An 18,441-nucleotide genomic window follows, 5' to 3' on the forward strand; every position below is an offset into this window, starting at 1 on the left:
ACCGCGGCGGCGATGCGCGGCCGCAGCTCCTCCAGTTGCTCCCAGAGCCCGCGCAGCTTTTGCAAGTGGTCGGCAATGCCAGGCAGTTCGACGGCTTGCAGGGTCTGCAACGCCTGACTGTAGGTCCTGGCTCCCGCTGTGCGCAATTCTGCGATTCCAGCCGCGTTCTTCTCCGAGGCGGCAGATGCTGCCGCCAGATAGCTGAGCGTCTCCCCTCGTTCAAGGCGGAACGCGACAAGCGCCGTCGTCAGATCCCGGCTGGCAAATGCCAGAGAGACGATGCGATTGCTGTCGGAATGGCGGCTCACCGCCTCTTTTAAACTATAGGCGCAGATCAATACCAGCACGAGACCAAGCGAGCCGACGACGGCTCCGAGGACTCGCGCAACCGACGGTTGCTTTTTCATGGAAGGGGCTCACCAAGAACGGTGCCGACTCGCGGCGTCACTACTATTCAAGCGCAAGAAAATGAGATTTGACTTAAGATTCCGCCGTTCTCTGCTGGTCTCGAGAGGCTAGTAGTAGGGAAGCGCTTCGCAACCTGCCCTAGAATTAGGCAGCGGCGCCAGATGTACCAGAGTCGCCGGCATCAGCAGGAGTTCGGGGCCGCAGCAGCCGCGCGCAGGCAATCCCCAGCGCGACCATAATCACCGCGCTCACCAGCAACGCCGGCACCTTGCCCGCATGCTGCAGCCCGAAGCCATAGGCGATTGGACCGACGGTCTGGCCCATGAAGAAGAAGAACGAATGCAGCGACAGCGCGGTGGCGCGCGCCTCTACCGACAATTCGCTGGCGAAGACCTGCAGGCAGCCGTGGGCCATGTAGAAGCCCCAGCCCATGATCAGGAGATTGAGCGTCTGGATTTCCCAGCGCGGGCCGAAGGCGATCGCGGCGAGCTGCGAGCCGACCAGCGCCATCCCCGCAATCATCATGCCGTTGATACCGAGGCGCGGCAGCAGCCGCGACACCGTCACGGCATAGAGGAGCCCACCAACGGCAAATCCCGCGATGACGATGCCGGCAACGGACAGCGAGGTTTGGCCGAGGTCGAAGAGGAGCGCGGCGACAAAGGGAAAGAGGCCGAGCACGCAGCAGCCCTCGATGAATACGGCCGAGTAGCAAATGGGCGCGTTCGGGTTGGTGAAGATCGTGCGATAGCCGGTCCTTAGCGCCGACAAGCTCGTCTTTGGCGGGTTCTTCAACTCGGCACCGCGGAAGCCCGCCGCGACCGCAACCGATGCCACAACCGCGAGCGCCCCAAGCACGGCGAGCACGGTGCGCCAGCCGAAGAAGTCGCCGATCAGACCGGCGACGGACGCACCGAGGAGATTGCCGGCCATGGAACCGGCGAGCGTTCGGCCGATCGCGACCTGCCGCCTTTCGGTTGCGACGAGATCGGAGGTCAGGCTCAGCGCGACCGGGAATACGCCGCCGGAGCCGATGCCGGCGAGAATGCGACTTGCGAAGAGCACTGAATATGAAGTCGACAGCGCGCCAAGGATGTTGGCAAGTCCCAGGATCGCCAGACAGCCGACCATCAGACGCGCCTTGCCGAACAGATCGGCTGCCCCGCCGATCAGCGGCTGGACGATCGCATAGGTGAAGGCGTAGGCCGCGGCAAACCCCGCGGCGGTGGCGATATTGACGGCGAAGTCCTCCGCAACATGCGGCAGCACCGGATCGAGCGCGCGTGTCGACAGGCTCGCGGCAAAGCTCGCGAGAGTAATCACGTTGATCGCCTGCGGCAGGCGTTCGCGCGCCGACACCTTCTGGTGCATCAGCGCGTCACGTTCATGTCTGGACTGATGTCAGGATTCTTGGCAATCGCGTCGAAGGCCATCAGCCGACGGATCAGGCCTTCGAACTCGCGCAGCGGCACCATGTTCGGTCCGTCGGACGGAGCGTGATCCGGATCGGGATGGGTCTCGATGAACACGCCGGCAACGCCGACCGCGACCGCCGCACGCGCAAGCACGGAAACGAATTCGCGTTCACCGCCGGAGGAAGTCCCCTTCCCGCCCGGCTGCTGCACCGAATGGGTAGCATCGAAGATCACGGGCGCGCCGGTGGTGCGGGCAAGGATCGGCAGCGCACGCATGTCGGAGACCAGCGTATTGTAACCGAAGGAGACGCCGCGCTCGGTCACCAGCACGTTGCGATTTCCTGAGCCGGTGATCTTGGCGACGACGTTCGCCATGTCCCAGGGCGCCAGGAACTGGCCCTTCTTCACGTTGACCACCTTGCCGGTCGCCGCCGCGGCGAGCAGCAGATCGGTTTGCCGGCACAGGAAGGCGGGAATCTGCAGGACGTCCACCGCCTGCGCGACTTCCGCGCATTGCGATGCCTCGTGCACGTCGGTCAGGACGGGAAGCCCCAGCGAAGAGCGGATCTCGGCAAAGATCGGCAGCGACTGCATCAACCCGATCCCGCGCGCGGCCGAGACGCTGGTGCGATTGGCCTTGTCGAAGGACGTCTTGTACACGAGCCCGACCTTGAGCCGGGCTGCGATCTCCTTCAGCGCGGAGGCGACTTCCAGCGCATGGGCCCTGCTCTCGAGCTGACACGGACCGGCGATAATCGAGATCGGCAACTCGTTGCCGAACCGGACCGATCCGACCGTCACGACCGGCGCTGTTGATTTCTCTGCGCTCAACGTATCATCCTCGCTTCGCCGGTGACCATAACGGCCGACCCCACCGGATCAACCCTATTCGGCCGGCGCAGGCGAATATCAGGGTTGCGCGTCAGCCGCGAGCCGCCCCGGCACGCTCACTTCACCGAGGAGAACGCGGTCGGACTCAGGAACTGGCTGACGATGTTTTCGACGATCTGGCCATCCGCCTCGGTCCTGGCGCGCGCCTCGATCCATTCCGGATCGGTCTGGAAGGAGGTCCACTTCTTCTCGCGGTCCGCCATGGAATCCCAGGCCAGGAGGTAGGTGAGTTCCTGGTTGGAGGCGCCAACGAGCGTCGTGAAGAACCCGGCCTGCCTGATCCCGTGCTTCTCGAACAGCTTGAGCGTGATCGTCTCGAAGCGCTTGAGCAGCGCCGGCAGCCGCCCCGGCACGCAGCGATAGACGCGCATCTCGTAGATCATCGGACTTCACTCCCTGCTCTGTTGTTTTTCGTTTTGCTGTTCTTGCGGTCGCAGGCGAGATTTGTCGCAACAAATGCTGCGTTCGTCAAAGCCGGTCGGCGCGACGGCATCACACCAGCCGGCTCTGCACCACCGCGGCCTGGATGAAAGACGCAAACAGAGGATGCGGCTCGAACGGCCGGGACTTCAGTTCGGGATGGAATTGCACCCCGATGAACCAGGGGTGATCTTCGTATTCCACGATCTCCGGCAGCACGCCGTCGGGTGACATGCCCGAGAATTTCAGCCCGTGCTGCTCGAGCCGGTCCTTGTAGGCAGTGTTGACCTCGTAACGGTGGCGATGGCGCTCGGAGATTTCCGTGGCGCCGCCATAGACATCCGAGACGCGGCTGCCGCGTTTGAGGATCGCGGGGTAAGCGCCGAGCCGCATGGTGCCGCCGAGATCGCCGCTCTTCGACCGGCGCTCGAGTTCGTTGCCGCGCAGCCATTCCGTCATCAGGCCGACCAGAGGCTCCTTGGTCGGACCGAACTCGGTGGAGTTCGCTTCCGTGATGCCGACGAGATTTCGCGCCGCTTCGATCACGGCCATCTGCATGCCGAAGCAGATGCCGAAGTAAGGCACGTCCCGTTCGCGCGCGAACTGCGCCGCGCGGATCTTGCCCTCGGCGCCGCGCTGACCGAATCCGCCCGGCACGAGAATGCCGTTGACGTGCTCGAGGAACGGCGCGGGATCCTCTTTCTCGAAGATCTCGCTCTCGATCCAGTCGAGATTGACCTTCACCTTGTTGGCGATGCCGCCGTGCGACAGCGCCTCGATCAGCGACTTGTACGCATCCTTCATGCCGGTGTACTTGCCGACAATGGCGATGGTGACATTGCCTTCGGGATTGCGGACCCGCTCGTTGATGTCGTTCCAGCTCTGCAGGGCCGGCGGAATGCGCGCCTCGATGCCGAACGCCGCCAGCACCTCGTCGTCGAGACCCGCGGCGTGATAGGCCTCGGGAACCGCATAGATGTTGTCGGCGTCGCGCGCCTCGATGACCGCGCTTTCCCGCACGTTGCAGAACAGCCCCAGCTTGCGCCGCTCCTCCTTCGGAATCGGACGGTCGGTGCGGCACAGCAGAATGTCGGGCTGGATGCCGATCGAGCGCAGCTCCTTCACCGAATGCTGGGTAGGCTTGGTCTTCAGTTCGCCCGCGCTCGGGATGAACGGCAGCAGCGTGAGATGGATGTAGATGACGTGGTCGCGCGGCAGCTCATTCTTGATCTGACGGATCGCCTCGAAGAACGGCAGACCCTCGATGTCGCCGACAGTACCGCCGATTTCAACCAGCACGAAATCGTAGCCGTCGTTGCCGTCGATGATGAAATCCTTGATGGCATTGGTGACGTGCGGCACCACCTGAATGGTCGCGCCGAGATAGTCGCCGCGCCGCTCCTTGGCGAGGATGTCCTGGTAGATGCGCCCGGTCGTGATGTTGTCGGCCTTGCTGGCCGGCCGTCCGGTGAAGCGCTCGTAATGGCCGAGATCGAGATCGGTCTCCGCGCCGTCGTCCGTCACGAACACTTCGCCGTGCTGGTACGGCGACATCGTCCCGGGATCGACGTTGAGATAGGGATCGAGCTTGCGAAGCCGGACCTTGTAGCCTCTGGCCTGCAGGAGCGCACCCAGTGCCGCTGAAGCCAGACCCTTTCCGAGCGAGGAAACCACGCCGCCGGTGATGAAGATGTACCGCGCCATGGGACTTAACCTTTAATCCCCCGAAGCCGATTCGCCAAAGCGATTCGTGTCCCCCGACCAATAATTTGCGGGGTTGTGGGTGAGGCGAAAATCAGAAGTTTGCCAGAGACTTAATGGCGACTGTTGATGCAGGGCGGAAGACGCTGCCCTGCATGGCAACCCTGCTTTAACTGCGAGTTCATTGCGAGCGCGGCGCCTGCGGCCCCGCCGGCGCCTGATTCTGCTGCTGCTGCTCGTCGGCCTTCTTCAGCGTATCGAGGATGCCGCCGGACGTCGGCGGCGCCACCGGCGTCCCGCCTCCGACCGGCTGCTGCGAAGCCGGCTGGCTGCTGATGATGGAAGCGGGCTTGCGCTCGTAACCCGCATACCACGACAGGAACAGGCTGGTGATGAAAAAGCAAACGGCGAGGACCGCCGTGGTCCGCGTCAACAGGTTGGCCGTGCCACGGCTCGACATGAAGCCCGCGCCTCCACCCATGCCAAGGCCGCCGCCTTCGGATTTCTGCAGCAGCACGGCGCCGATCATCACGGAGACGATCATGAGGTGGATAACGATAACGACAGTCTGCATGATTACCTTCCATCGCAAGCGGCAAGCGCCGGTTCCACCCCGGCTGCATCCGTACCTTGCGAGTCTTCCTGAAGTCGGGCGGGTGTTACACGATTGGACCGGGTATTGTCACCCCCCGGAAGCATCAGGGCGTCAGCTAGGGACAACCCCTCGCAATTGCAAGGAAGTCGGCCGCCTTCAGGCTGGCGCCGCCCACCAGCGCGCCGTTGACGTTGGCAACCGCCATCAGTTCGGCCGCATTCGAGGGCTTGACCGAGCCGCCATAGAGGATGCGCATCCTGGCCCCCTCACCGTCGAACCGGCTGATTAATATTTCCCGGATAAAGCCGTGAATCTGCTCGACATCCCCGGCCGTCGGAGTGACGCCGGTACCGATCGCCCAAACCGGCTCATAGGCCACCACGAGGTTGTCGGCCCGCGAGCCCTCGGGCAGCGACAGGTTGAGCTGGCCGCGGCAGATGTCCAGGGTCTGGCCTGCGTCCCGCTGATGCTGGGTCTCTCCGATACAGACGATCGCGGTGAGACCGGCCCTCCATGCCGCCTGGGCCTTCTGCTTGACGAGAACGTCGCTTTCGCCGTGATCGGCGCGGCGCTCGGAATGACCGACAATGATGGATCTTGCACCGGCATCGGCGAGCATTTCGGCCGAGATGTCGCCGGTATGGGCGCCGGACGCCTTGGGGTGACAATCCTGGGCCCCGACGGTGAGGATCTTGGCGGCGCGCGCCCTGTCCGCAAAGGCCACAACGAGGGTCGCGGGCGGACAGACCAGGAGATCGGCCTTCCCCGCCACCTCGGGAGCGCCGGCGAGCATGGCCTCGAACTCGGTCAGCGACGCCTTGAGGCCGTTCATTTTCCAGTTGCCGGCGATCAGCGGTCGAATGGCATCAGTCATGGCAAAAATCCAGCAAGATAGGTTCGGAGCATGCGCTAGCAGAGCCCAGCCCGCAGTTCCAGCGTCGGGGCGTTAACCGCTTCACTTGGTCCCGGGTCCGACCGGCTCCGCTGGTCGGTGCGAGGTTGCGGGAGAATAGCCGCCACTTTATGATGCTTTATCAATCCGGTGACGCCCCTTTGCGGAATCCGCTTTAAGGCGCGCCCGGTTCCCTCCTGCCTAAAAAGTTGGACCCCAATGCTTCGAGGAATACGCAAGGCCTCATCAAACTGGCTCGGCAAGACCGTCATGACCGTCGTGATGGGCGTATTGATCGTCAGTTTCGGCGTCTGGGGCATTGGCGACATTTTCCGCGGCTTTGGACAGTCGACGGTGGCCACGGTCGGCCGTACCGAGATCTCGCTGAACGAATTCCGTCAGCTTTATACCGACAGGCTGCAGCAGATCGGGCGCCAGTTCGGCCGGCCGCTGACGATGGATCAGGCCCGCGCCTTCGGGCTTGACCGCCAGGTACTGCAGCAGACCATTGCGGAAGCGGCGCTCGATGAAGAGACACGGCGGCTCGGGCTCGGCCAATCCGACGAGGACATCAGGCGCGCAATTCTCAACGATCCGAACTTCAAGGGTCTCGGCGGCACCTTCGACGCGCAGCGCTTCCAGGCCGTCATCCGGCAATTCGGCTACACCGAGCAGCGATACGTCGCCGAGCAGCGGCGCGTGTTGCTACGCCGGCAACTCGTGAGCAGCCTCTCTGCCGGTCTCGAGCCGCCCAAGTCCATGATCGAGGTGTTCACCCGCTTTCAGAACGAGCAGCGCTCGATCGAATACATGAAGCTGGGGCCCGCCCAGGCCGGAACGATCGACCCGCCCTCCCCGGAAACACTGGCGACCTATTTCGAGGACCATAAGGCGCAGTTCCGCGCACCGGAATACCGCAAGATCGCCTTCGCCGTGATCACGCCCGAAGAACTCGGCAAATGGGCCGAGGTCTCCGACGAGGATGCGAAAAAGCTCTTCGAGCAGACCAAGGACAAGCTCGGGACGCCGGAAAAGCGCCAGGTCCAGCAGATGGTGTTTCCGAACGTGGAAGAAGCCCAGGCGGCGCGCAACCGCGTCACAAGCGGCTCGTCATTCGACGATCTCGTCAAGGAACGTGGCCTCAAGTCGGCCGACGTCGATCTCGGCCTCGTGCCGAAATCGGCGATCCTTGACCCCGCGGTCGCTGATGCCGCGTTCTCGCTTGCCTCCGGCGAAGTGAGCCAGCCGGTGCAAGGCCGCTTCGGCGTGGCTCTGGTCAGGGTGGACAAGATCGAACCCGGTGCTGAGGCCAACTACACCAACCTCGCGCCCGAGTTGAAGAAGCAGATCGCCACCGAACGTGCCCGCAACCAGGTGGCGACATTGCGCGACAAGATGGAAGACGAGCGCGGCGGCGGTGCGAGTGTCGTGGAAGCTGCCCAGAAGCTCGGCCTCACCCCCGTCACGATCGATGCCGTCGACCGTTCGGGACGATTGCCCAACGGACAAACGGCCAGCAACATCCCGCCCGGCCTCGACGTGGTGTCGCAGGCTTTCAGCAGCGACGTCGGCGTCGACAACGACTCGATCTCGTTCCGCGGCGGTTATGTCTGGTATGAAGTGCTGGGCATCACGCCCTCGCGCGAGCGCAATATCGACGAAGTCCGGGACCAGGTCGAGACGCGCTGGCGTGACGACCAGATCGCGAGCCGGCTGCGTGCGAAGGCGACCGAAATCGTGCAGAAGATCGAGCAAGGCGGCAAGCTTCCAGACGAAGCCGGCGGCATCGGCGTCAAGGTTGAAGCCGCGACCGGCTTCAAGCGCGATGGCGCGCCGGCCGGCGTGCCTTCCAGCACGGTCGCCGCGGCATTCCGTACCGCCAAGGACGGCGTCGGCCAAAGCTCGGCGGACGGCAACGAATGGATCATCTTCCGGGTGACCGACGTCATCGATCCACCGGTCGACTTTGCTTCCGACGCGATCAAGCGGCTGAAGGAGCAGCTGGACCGCTCGCTGACAGACGAACAGATTGCCGAATACGTTGCCAAGCTTGAGAAGGACATTGGAACGACGATCAATCAGGCCGCCTTCGCGCAGGCAACAGGCGCAAACCAGTAGACCCGAAAGCACGCGATGAACGACCTGAAATCGATTATTGGAAAAGTCGCGACCGGCGCCAGCCTGTCGCGCGATGAGGCGGCAGGCGCCTTCGATGCCATGATGTCCGGCGAGGCGACCCCTTCGCAGATGGGCGGGCTCCTGATGGCGCTGAGGGTACGGGGCGAAACGGTGGACGAGATTACCGGAGCGGTGTCCGCCATGCGCGCCAAGATGCTGCGCGTCACGGCACCGCCCGACGCAGTCGACATCGTCGGCACCGGCGGGGACGGCTCTGGCTCGGTGAACGTATCGACCTGCGCGGCCTTCATCGTCGCGGGGGCCGGCGTGCCGGTCGCCAAGCACGGCAACCGCGCACTGTCCTCGCGCTCGGGCGCGGCCGACGTGCTGGCCTCGCTGGGCGTGAAGATCGATCTTAGACCCGAGCAGGTCGGACGCTGCGTGGAGGAATGCGGCATCGGCTTCATGTTCGCGCCGGCGCATCATCCGGCGATGAAGAACGTCGGTCCGACCCGCGTAGAACTCGCCACCCGCACCATCTTCAACCTTCTGGGTCCGCTGTCCAATCCGGCCGGCGTGAAGCGGCAGATGGTCGGCGTCTTCTCCCGCCAATGGGTGCAGCCGCTGGCGCAGGTGCTGAAGAACCTCGGATCGGACTCCGTGTGGGTGGTGCATGGTTCGGACGGACTGGACGAGCTCACCCTCACCGGCCCTACCTTCGTTGCCGCGCTCGAGAACGGCGCCATCCGCACCTTCGAGGTCAGCCCCGAACAGGCCGGCCTGCCCCGCTGCGGGCACGACGGACTGAAGGGCGGCGACGCCGATGCCAACGCGATCGCGTTGCAGAGCGTGCTTGACGGGATGCCGAGCCCATACCGCGACATCGCCCTGCTGAACGCGGCGGCCGCGCTGATCGTGGCCGGCCTCGCCAGCGATCTGAAGGAAGGCGTTGCGCTCGGCACCCGTTCGGTCGACAGCGGCGCGGCGGCAGGTAAGCTGAAGCACCTGATCGCGGTCTCCAACAGCTGATGCCGGAAGGGCGCGCATGTCGGATATCCTGACGCGAATCGAGGCCTACAAGCGCGAAGAGATCGCGGCAGCCAAGCGCGAGCATCCGCTCTCGTCCCTCGAAGCGCGGGCAAAGGCGGCGCCCCCGCCGCGCGGCTTCGTGCGGGCGATCCGGCAGAAGCACGCCAATGGCGATTACGCGCTGATTGCGGAGATCAAGAAGGCCTCTCCGTCGAAGGGGCTGATCCGGGCCGATTTCGATCCGCCGCTCCTCGCCATGGCCTACGAGGCGGGCGGTGCCGCCTGTCTGTCCGTGTTGACCGACACCCCTTCCTTCCAGGGCCATCTCGATTTCATGGTGGCGGCGCGCGCGGCGACTTCGCTCCCGGTGCTGCGCAAGGATTTCATGTTCGACACCTACCAGGTGGTGGAAGGCCGCGCCCACGGCGCCGACTGCATCCTGATCATCATGGCCGCGCTCGACCACGGCGCGGCAAGCGATATCGAACAGGCCGCACTTTCCTACGGCATGGACGTGCTGATCGAGATCCACGACCGTGCCGAGCTCGACCGCGCCTTGAAGCTGCGCTCGCCGATGATCGGCATCAACAACCGCAACCTGCGCACCTTCGAGACCACGCTTGCGACCAGCGAAGCCCTCGCTCCGCTGGTTCCGCGCGATCGCCTGCTGGTCGGCGAAAGCGGCATCTTCACGAGCGCCGATCTCGCGAGGCTCTCGCGGGTCGGCATCTCGACCTTCCTGGTCGGCGAGAGCCTGATGCGGCAGCCCGATGTCGCCGCAGCAACGCGCGCGCTGCTGTCGCGTGAAGACGCCGGCCGCGCGACGGGGCACGCCCTGACATGACGCGCAAATCCCCCCAGACCGAGCCCGCCCTCACCCACATTGACGCCGGTGGCGAGGCGCGCATGGTCGACGTGTCGGAAAAGCCCGCCACGGAGCGCACCGCGACCGCCGAAGGGCGCGTCGTGATGAGCAATTCAACACTGGACCTGATCCTGTCGGGCAATGCCAAGAAAGGCGACGTGCTTGGCGCCGCCCGCATTGCCGGCATCATGGCCGCCAAGCGCACTTCGGAGCTGATCCCGCTGTGCCATCCACTGGCGCTCTCGAAGGTCGTCGTCGACATCGAGCCTGACGCGACAATACCGGGTTGCATCGTCCAGGCAACCGTGAAGGTCACCGGACCGACGGGCGTGGAGATGGAGGCGCTGACGGCGGTATCCGTCGCCTGTCTCACCATCTACGACATGATCAAAGCCGTCGAGCGAGGCGTACGCATCGAGGGCATTCGCCTCCTTGAGAAGAAGGGCGGAAAGTCAGGTCACTACCGCGCCTGATCGATTCGGATCCGCAACGTCGCCCGAACCGATCGCTCGCGCAACGGGCTCGGCACAACAGTACTGCTGACCAGGCGCGCCCAGCACGCGGGCCCACGCCCTGGTGTCATTCAGTTCGGCAACGCCGACTTGCGAGCCGGTCGAACGCCCGCATTCACCGTCACACCGCGCAGGAAGCCGAAGGCGGTGTGCAGTGCCTTGTCGTCCTTTTCGTCCGGCGGAACATAGGATTGCGAGCCGGTCTGCTCATCGCCGCCGGAACCGGACAGGTGACCTCGCATCGATGCTTCACCCATGGTATCGGTCCGGCCCTTGAGCTCGTCCGGCACGTCCTGCAACACCTCGATGTCGGGCGCGATGCCCTGGGCCTGAATCGATCGTCCGGAGGGCGTGTAGTAGCGCGCCGTGGTCAGCGCCAGCGCACCCTTGCGGGTGCCGAGCGGGATGACGGTCTGCACCGAACCCTTGCCGAAGGAACGAGTCCCGATCAGCGTGGCGCGCTGATGATCGTGCAGCGCGCCCGCCACGATCTCGGAAGCCGAGGCCGAGCCGCCATTGATCAGCACGACCACCGGCTTGCCCTTGGTGAGATCGCCGCCATGCGCGGTAAAGCGCTGCGTCTCTTCCGGATTGCGACCGCGCGTCGAGACGACTTCGCCGCGCGCCAGGAAAGTGCTGGAGACCGAGACCGCCTGATCGAGCAGTCCGCCCGGATTGTTGCGGAGGTCCACGACATAGCCGGCAAGCTTCTCCGCCGGAAGCTGCCTGGAGATCTCACCAATTGCCTTGTGCAGCCCCTCGGTTGTCTGCTCGTTGAACGAAGTGACGCGGATGTAGCCGATGTCGCCCTCGGTGCGATAGCGCACCGGCTTCACATGGATGATTTCGCGGGTGATCGTGACGTCGAACGGATCCTTGCCCTTGCGCACGATCGTGAGCCTGGTCTTGGTGTTGACGGGGCCCTTCATCTTGGCGACGGCCTGCTCAAGCGTGAGCCCCTGAACCGCCTCGCCGTCGATCTTGCTGATCAGATCGCCCGATAACAGGCCGGCCTTCGCCGCAGGCGTTTCGTCGATCGGCGCGACGACCTTGACGAGGCCATCCTCCATGGTGACCTCGATTCCGAGACCGCCGAACTTGCCGGTGGTCGTCTCCTGCATTTCGCGCCAGGCTTTCTCGTTCATATAGCGCGAATGCGGATCGAGCGAGGTAATCATCCCGGTGATCGCGCCTTCGATCAGCTTGGGGTCCTCGGGCTTCTCGACGTAGTCGACCCTCACCCGCTCGAATACCTCGCCGAACAGATTGAGTTGCGAATAGGCATCCGCGCCCGCCGCTTTCGCCACTGCAGCCAAATGCCCGCCCTGCGGGGTGGTCGCCAGAAAGGTCAGACACGCTCCCGTGAGCGCGCCGAGTGGGAAAAGCAGAATCTTCCGCATGAATGGCGAGCCTTCTGGTTGTTAATTGATTGTTACTTGGGATGCCGATGCAAATGGCGATCCGAAAAGCATGTCACAATAGCTTTCTGTTTTCTTCAAGGCCGAGTTGTTTCTTCGAGGCCGACTTGCCAGGTGGAGGGCCGCGTGCCGAACCCGCGCCTGTGCCGTGTACCAAGCCACCAGCCGAATTGCGGTGGAACGTTGCGGAAGGGCGCTTCAACGCCCAACTTGAGGGCCGCATCCATCGGCCAATTCGGATTGTTGAGGATCTCGCGTCCGACCGCGATCAGGTCCGCTTGTCCGCTGCGCAGGATCCGCTCGGCCTGATCGCCGTGGATGATCAATCCAACGGCCATGGTCATGATGTCGGCGTGACCTCGGACATATTCCGCCAGCGGCACCTGATAATTGTATTTGATTTCCTGGCCCAGGATCGGCGCGACGTCGGTGATGCCGCCGGACGAGCAATCGATCACATCGACGCCCTTGGCCTTCAGGATCTTCGCAAGTCGGGCGCTTTGCTCCGGCCCCCAGCCCGCATTGTCCTCCACCGACAAGCGGACGAACAGCGGCTTGTCGTCAGGCCACTGGACCCGAACGGCCTCGGTGATCTCGATCAAGAAGCGCATCCGGTTCAATTCGGATCCACCATATTCGTCGGTGCGCTGGTTCGCGCGTTCGGACAGAAATTCGTGCACGAGGTAGCCGTGGGCACCGTGCAACTCGAGAACATCGAACCCGGCCTCGCGCGCCCGCCGCGCCGCCTCGCCCCAAGCCAGCACGAGGTCCTTGATTTCCTGCCGCTCCATCGCGCGCGGCACCGGCCACTTCTCGCTGTGGGCAATCGCGCTGGGCGCCACCGGTGTCCACGCGTCCCAGTCGTCGATGTCGGGCGTTCGTGGCAGCGGCCCGTCGCCCTCCCAGGGCCGCCTTGCGCGCGCCTTGCGGCCGGAATGGCCGAGCTGAATGCCGGCGGCCGCGTTCTGCTCCTTGATGAATTTTGCCAGCCGCCGCAGCGGCTCGATGAACCCGTCGTCCCAGATCCCGAGATCGCCCACCGTGCCGCAGCCGCGCCGCTCGACCTTGGTGGATTCGACGATCACAAGGCCGGCGCCGCCGGCCGCAAACTTGCCGGCGTTCATCAGGTGCCAGTCCGTCGGGAAGCCCTTCACCGCGGAGTATTGGTGCATCGGCGGCACCACGATCCGGTTGCGCAAGGTCAGGTCCCGGATCGTCAGCGGCGAAAACAGCAGGATTGCGGACATGACGTTCCCTCGAAGCGCACGCGTTCTGGACGGGATCCCCTGACGATATACGGACCGCGAGGCGCGGCATAGCCGGCGATCCTCGGCAAGACCGCCCGGAAGCCATGCAATTTAGGGATAGTATCGGGTCGCCGGACGCGATAGGCGATGGAAAAGCCGCATCACATTTCGGGAGGGAAGAATGAACGAGACGCCCCGCATCCAGCCATCCAGGAATGTCGAACTCGGCGCCAGCGACGAGCCGTTCCAGAACCTGCACGAATTCATCCGGAAAGCGCGGGCCAATCTCAACCAGAATGCCTGGGACTATATCATCGGCGCCACGGAGACCGAGACCACCCTGCGCCGCAACCGGATGGCGCTTGACGAGATTGCGTTCCGGCCGCGCGTCCTGCGCGACGTCCGGCACGTTGATGCCTCTGTCGAGAAGCTCGGTCGCAAATTGCGCCTGCCGGTGGTGCTGGCACCGGTCGGTGCGCTGGAGATCTTTGATCCCGCGGGAGCCGCTGCCGTCGCGCGCGCGGCCGGCAGGTTTGGCGCGGCGCACATGTTGAGCTCTGTTTCCGAGCCCGGCCTGGAGAAGGTCGCGCAAGCCGCGCCGGACGCATTGCGCTTCTACCAGCTCTATGTTCGCGGCGACGATGATTTTGTCGAGGAGGTCGTCAGCCGCGCGGTCGCGAACAAATATGCCGGCTTCTGCCTGACGGTCGATACCGCCCATTACAGCCGCCGTGAACGTGACATCGCCAAGCGGTACGTTCGCGAGAGCCGGCTGCGCGCCACTGGCGGCGATTACCAGAAGGGTCTCAATTGGCGTACGGTCAAGCTGATCAAGGACAGGTTCAACATACCCCTGATCATCAAGGGCATCGCCACCGCGGAAGACGCGCTGCTCGCGCTCGACCATGGCGTGGACTGGATCTACGTCTCCAACCACGGCGGACGGCAGCTCGATCACGGACGCGGCGCGATGCATGTGTTGCCGGAGATCGTCGACGCGGTGAAAGGCCGGGCCAGGATCATCGTCGACGGCAGTTTCTGCCGTGGCACGGACGTCGTGAAGGCGATCGCTTCCGGCGCCGATCTTGTCGGCATCGGCCGCCTGCAATGCTGGGCGCTGGCGGCAGCCGGTGAAGCCGGCGTCGAGCGAATGCTGGAGCTGCTCGAGGACGAGGTGATCCGGTGCCTCGGCCTGCTCGGCGCGACTTCATTCGCGGAGGTCGACAGAACCTTCCTGCATCCGGCGGCGGCGACCAACCTGCCGGACGTATTCAGCGCGTTCCCGCTGCTCGATGTCGAGCCCTATCGCTACTAGAGGGTGTTCGTGGACGCGATGACCTTTCCCAGTTTCACCCCCGGCGCGGCCGATGCGCTGCTGTTCGATCTCGGCCACGTCGTGCTCAACGTCGATTTCGAAAAGGCGATCGTGTGCTGGGCCGGCCATGCGGGCTGCGAGCCGGCAGCGATCGTCTCGCGCTTCGTGCGTGACGAGGCCTACCAGCACCACGAGACCGGCACGATCAGCGACGAGGCCTATTTTGACTCGTTGCGCGCTTCGCTCGGGATCTCGATCACGCACGAGCAGTTCCTGGAAGGCTGGAACGCGATCTTCGCCGGTGAAATGCCGGATATCGCATCCCTGCTCGCGCGCGCGGCCAGGCGCCTGCCGCTCTACGCCTTTTCCAACACCAACCGGCCGCATGTTGAGTATTTCTCCAAGGAATATGCCGACCTGCTCAGCCATTTCCGCGAGCTGTTCCTGTCCTCGACCATGGGGCTTCGCAAGCCGGATGCCGAGGCCTACGATCACGTGGTGAAAGCGATCGGCGTGCCGGCGCAGCGCATCGTGTTCTTCGACGATCTTGCCGAGAACGTCCGGGGCGCCCGCGCCCGCGGACTGACCGCGGTTCACGTCACCTCCTCCGCCGACATTGCCAACGCGCTGAGCGCGCTCGGCATCTAGGCGGCTTGATCACCCGCCTGCGCGGAATGGCCATCACCGCGCGTTTTGCCTCCAGGCCCGCACTCGGCTAGAAGGCAACCGCGATGTCTGGTCGAGCCGTTCGCTAGTCAAGGAGTTCGCCGTGGCCCTCATGCCGGTTGCCGACGCACTTGCCGCAGTCATTGCGGGCGCCGAGCCGTTGCCGGAAGAACTGGCGGCGCTGGATGAAGCCTGGCACCGCGTGCTGGCGCGCGACGTCGCTGCGCTGCGTACGCAGCCGCCGCAGGCCATGTCCGCGATGGACGGCTATGCGGTGCGCTTCGAGGATGCGGCACGAGCCAACACCCGGCTGAAGGTCATCGGCGAAGTGGCCGCCGGCCGGCCGTTCGAGGGATCGGTCGGCGCCGGCCAGGCGCTCCGCATCTTCACCGGCGGCGTGATCCCCAAAGGGGCGGACGCGGTGGTGATCCAGGAGGACACCGTCGCCGGTGGTGACGACGTGACCATCACCCAACCGGCGGTCCGGGGCCGGCACATCCGCCCGGCCGGCATCGACTTCCGGGAGGGCGAAGTCCTGCTCAGGAAGGGGACCCTCCTGACCGAACGCGACGTTGCGCTCGCCGCCGGGATGAATCATCCTAACCTTTTCGTGCACCGCCGGCCGAAGGTGGCTCTGCTGGCCACCGGCGACGAGTTGGTCATGCCGGGCAGCGCGGCGGGTCCCGGGCAGATCGTCCACTCAAACGGTTATGCACTGCGTGCCCTCGCCCGCGCCGAGGGGGCCGAGACAATCGATCTCGGGATTGCCGCCGATACCATCGAAGCGACCACCGCGGGTATCCGCGCTGCGCGCGAGTCAGGTGCCGACATCCTGGTCACAAGCGGGGGCGCCTCGGTCGGCGACCATGACATGGTCAAGCCGGCGCTCGAGGCCGAAGGCATCTCGATGACCTTCTGGAAGATCGCCATCCGGCCCGGCAAGCCGATGATGCATGGCCGGCTCGGCGCAATGCGGGTGATCGGACTGCCCGGCAATCCCGTTTCGTCCTACGTCTGTGCCTTCCTGTTCCTGGTGCCGCTGATTCGAGCCCTCTCCGGAAGAACGGCGGTTCACCACCGGCGCGAGACGGCCGTTCTCGGCCGCGACATCGACGCCAACGACGTTCGCGAGGACTACGTTCGCGCGCGCCTGGACCAGCGTTCGGACGGCGCGCTGGTGGCAACGCCGGTCAATCACCAGGACAGCTCGCTGCTCGCGAATCTGGCTGCAGCACAGGCACTCCTCGTCCGGCACCCGCACGCGCCGGCGGCCTCGGCGGGCACGCCGTGCGAGGTGCTGCGGCTGCCCATCTGAACGCGTCTGGCGACGAGTTCCAGAACTTCCTCGCGTTCACCCTAAATTAAATGATTGCGGAACACATATCGAACATATAGTGTCCGTTCATGATTTGTTTCGAGTATTTGGCAGTCTGAGTGGGACCTAGCTGAATCCGATGTCGCGGAATCGAAGCGACACCAACGTTGAGGATCTGGTCGAGATGTTAACACGCAAGCAATACGAGCTCCTGCGCTTCATCAGCGAGCGTCTGAAGGAATCGGGCGTGCCGCCCTCCTTCGACGAGATGAAGGATGCGCTCGATCTGCGGTCGAAGTCCGGGATTCACCGGCTGATCACTGCCCTGGAGGAGCGCGGCTTTATCCGCCGCCTGCCCAATCGCGCCCGTGCCATCGAGGTGATCAAGCTGCCCGAGTTGGCGGCGGCCGGCAGCCGCCGCGGCTTCACCCCCAGCGTCATCGAAGGCAATCTCGGCAAGGGGAGATCGAGCGCCGACGAAGGCGAGCGCCCCGTGGCTGTACCGGTGATGGGCCGCATCGCCGCCGGTACGCCGATCGAGGCCCTGCAGACGCGCAGCCACACCATCAGCGTGCCGCCCGACATGCTCGGCCCCGGCGAACACTATGCGCTCGAAGTCCGCGGCGATTCCATGGTCGATGCCGGTATCCTCGACGGGGATACGGTGCTGGTCCAGCGCAACGAGACGGCAAACACCGGCGACATCGTCGTGGCGCTGATTGACGACGAGGAGGCGACGCTGAAGCGGTTCCGCCGCCGCGGCGCTTCGATCGCGCTCGAGCCTGCCAACACTGCCTATGAGGTTCGCATCCTGCCCCCCAACCGGGTGAAGATCCAGGGCCGGCTGATCGGGCTCTATCGCAAGTACTGAGGAACGCCGCGGCACGCCAGAGATGGCACGCCAGAGATGAAGGCTGCACGGGGCGATCCCGCCTCGGCAACCTGTCGTCGCCGCGAAACGTCACGAAAGCGAACCAAGTAAGACTCGCTACCGCTTACTTTGTTCCAAAAAATACGACCCGCATCGAAAAAGATATTGTGATGGCCCTGCGCGCGCGAGAGCCGCAGATTTGCCCATAACCAAGCAAAATCTTTGAAGCTCACCCTGATAGAGACCTGCGTCTCGGGGGCGTTGGTCGCTATCTCTTATACGAGGAGCACCTCCGATGTGTGATTATAGCCTGCACGCCGTTGCTTCCCGCCCCGCCCAAGTGGGCGAGACACTTGTCACCACGACCTTCCGCGGCACATCGACACGCGGCTTTGCCTCGGAAAACGATCCTGCAGTGGCCGTCTGTCTCCTGCCGGGCACCGAATTGGCCTTCACCGAGAACGTTCGCTACGACAACCGCTGGATCTGGACCAGGACGGTCAACTCCCGCGTCGGCAAGTTCGGCAAGATCGATCCGCACGTTCCCGACCGCCACCATGACGCGATCGAGTTTCCGGACGGACACTCCGTGCTGGTGACCCAGCTGGTCGAAGGACAGCGCGCCACCGTGCTCCAGTTGCCCGTAACCCAGCCGGTAAGCGAACCGAAGAAGCAGCCGGCCGCCCGGACGCAGGGCACGACGACGTCACTGCCGATCGGCTGACCGTGTCATAATCGCCGCGGCTCTGGGCAAGAGCCTCCG

Annotated in this window: 17 protein-coding genes and 1 pseudogene; 9 read left to right on the forward strand and 9 right to left on the reverse strand. The window is 64.4% G+C overall.

The annotated features are described in order from the left end of the window. The 7 genes and pseudogenes from HY852_RS09450 to tpiA form a co-directional block, all read right to left on the reverse strand. Positions 1–347 (reverse strand): annotated as a pseudogene (locus tag HY852_RS09450) (methyl-accepting chemotaxis protein); the annotation flags it as partial. A 205-nt stretch (positions 348–552) separates the two neighbouring features. After that, complete coding sequence (locus HY852_RS09455; protein WP_291604295.1) at positions 553–1,779, reverse strand: MFS transporter; 1,227 nt, start codon at positions 1,777–1,779, stop codon at positions 553–555. After that, positions 1,779–2,654, reverse strand: a complete 876-nt coding sequence (gene kdsA, locus HY852_RS09460; RefSeq protein ID WP_291604297.1) for a 3-deoxy-8-phosphooctulonate synthase — start codon at positions 2,652–2,654, stop codon at positions 1,779–1,781. Before kdsA ends, HY852_RS09455 begins: the two co-directional genes overlap by 1 nt. A 116-nt stretch (positions 2,655–2,770) precedes the next feature. Then, positions 2,771–3,097 (reverse strand): NIPSNAP family protein, encoded by a 327-nt coding sequence (locus HY852_RS09465; RefSeq protein ID WP_291604299.1) that lies wholly within the window; start codon positions 3,095–3,097, stop codon positions 2,771–2,773. 109 nt (positions 3,098–3,206) lie between these two features. Further along, a complete protein-coding gene (locus HY852_RS09470) occupies positions 3,207–4,838 on the reverse strand; it encodes a CTP synthase (protein WP_291604301.1) in 1,632 nt (543 codons plus the stop codon). Positions 4,839–5,016: 178 nt separating this feature from the next. Next, positions 5,017–5,409 carry a preprotein translocase subunit SecG gene (gene secG, locus HY852_RS09475; RefSeq protein ID WP_291604303.1) on the reverse strand — a complete coding sequence of 131 codons (393 nt, stop codon included), beginning with the start codon at positions 5,407–5,409 and terminating at the stop codon, positions 5,017–5,019. A 136-nt stretch (positions 5,410–5,545) separates the two neighbouring features. Beyond that, positions 5,546–6,304, reverse strand: coding sequence for a triose-phosphate isomerase (gene tpiA, locus HY852_RS09480; protein ID WP_291604306.1), 759 nt, complete (start codon positions 6,302–6,304; stop codon positions 5,546–5,548). A gap of 237 nt (positions 6,305–6,541) precedes the next feature. Between tpiA and HY852_RS09485 the strand changes: the two genes are divergently transcribed. From HY852_RS09485 to moaC, 4 genes are read left to right on the forward strand one after another with little or no spacing between them, the layout of a single operon-like run. Beyond that, a complete protein-coding gene (locus HY852_RS09485; RefSeq protein WP_291604307.1) occupies positions 6,542–8,440 on the forward strand; it encodes a peptidylprolyl isomerase in 1,899 nt (632 codons plus the stop codon). A gap of 15 nt (positions 8,441–8,455) precedes the next feature. Beyond that, complete coding sequence (trpD, locus tag HY852_RS09490; protein WP_291604309.1) at positions 8,456–9,469, forward strand: anthranilate phosphoribosyltransferase; 1,014 nt, start codon at positions 8,456–8,458, stop codon at positions 9,467–9,469. A 16-nt stretch (positions 9,470–9,485) separates the two neighbouring features. Continuing rightward, the gene (gene trpC, locus HY852_RS09495; RefSeq protein ID WP_291604311.1) at positions 9,486–10,313 is read left to right on the forward strand and encodes an indole-3-glycerol phosphate synthase TrpC; all 828 of its coding nucleotides are present in this window, start codon (positions 9,486–9,488) and stop codon (positions 10,311–10,313) included. Next, on the forward strand, positions 10,310–10,807 hold the full coding sequence (gene moaC, locus HY852_RS09500; RefSeq protein ID WP_291604313.1) for a cyclic pyranopterin monophosphate synthase MoaC: 498 nt from the start codon (positions 10,310–10,312) through the stop codon (positions 10,805–10,807). The genes trpC and moaC overlap by 4 nt, the downstream gene beginning before the upstream one ends. A gap of 110 nt (positions 10,808–10,917) precedes the next feature. Here moaC and HY852_RS09505 read toward each other — a convergent pair whose 3' ends face one another. Beyond that, positions 10,918–12,246, reverse strand: a complete 1,329-nt coding sequence (locus HY852_RS09505; protein WP_291604315.1) for a S41 family peptidase — start codon at positions 12,244–12,246, stop codon at positions 10,918–10,920. Between the two features lie 95 nt (positions 12,247–12,341). Then, positions 12,342–13,511 carry an NADH:flavin oxidoreductase/NADH oxidase gene (locus HY852_RS09510; protein ID WP_291604317.1) on the reverse strand — a complete coding sequence of 390 codons (1,170 nt, stop codon included), beginning with the start codon at positions 13,509–13,511 and terminating at the stop codon, positions 12,342–12,344. A gap of 181 nt (positions 13,512–13,692) precedes the next feature. Between HY852_RS09510 and HY852_RS09515 the strand changes: the two genes are divergently transcribed. The 5 genes from HY852_RS09515 to HY852_RS09535 all read left to right on the forward strand — a co-directional run bounded on the left by HY852_RS09515 (position 13,693) and on the right by HY852_RS09535 (position 18,402). Next, complete coding sequence (locus HY852_RS09515; RefSeq protein WP_291604319.1) at positions 13,693–14,826, forward strand: alpha-hydroxy acid oxidase; 1,134 nt, start codon at positions 13,693–13,695, stop codon at positions 14,824–14,826. An 18-nt stretch (positions 14,827–14,844) separates the two neighbouring features. Next, positions 14,845–15,474 (forward strand): HAD-IA family hydrolase, encoded by a 630-nt coding sequence (locus HY852_RS09520; protein WP_291604348.1) that lies wholly within the window; start codon positions 14,845–14,847, stop codon positions 15,472–15,474. Positions 15,475–15,595: 121 nt separating this feature from the next. After that, positions 15,596–16,807 (forward strand): gephyrin-like molybdotransferase Glp, encoded by a 1,212-nt coding sequence (gene glp, locus HY852_RS09525; RefSeq protein WP_291604320.1) that lies wholly within the window; start codon positions 15,596–15,598, stop codon positions 16,805–16,807. Positions 16,808–16,991: 184 nt separating this feature from the next. Beyond that, positions 16,992–17,678, forward strand: coding sequence for a transcriptional repressor LexA (lexA, locus tag HY852_RS09530; protein ID WP_291604349.1), 687 nt, complete (start codon positions 16,992–16,994; stop codon positions 17,676–17,678). Positions 17,679–17,973: 295 nt separating this feature from the next. Continuing rightward, positions 17,974–18,402, forward strand: coding sequence for a hypothetical protein (locus tag HY852_RS09535; RefSeq protein WP_291604322.1), 429 nt, complete (start codon positions 17,974–17,976; stop codon positions 18,400–18,402). The last annotated feature ends 39 nt before the right edge of the window (positions 18,403–18,441 follow it).

The organism is Bradyrhizobium sp. (assembly GCF_016213215.1).
In the GTDB taxonomy this organism is placed as follows: Bacteria; Pseudomonadota; Alphaproteobacteria; order Rhizobiales; family Xanthobacteraceae; genus Bradyrhizobium.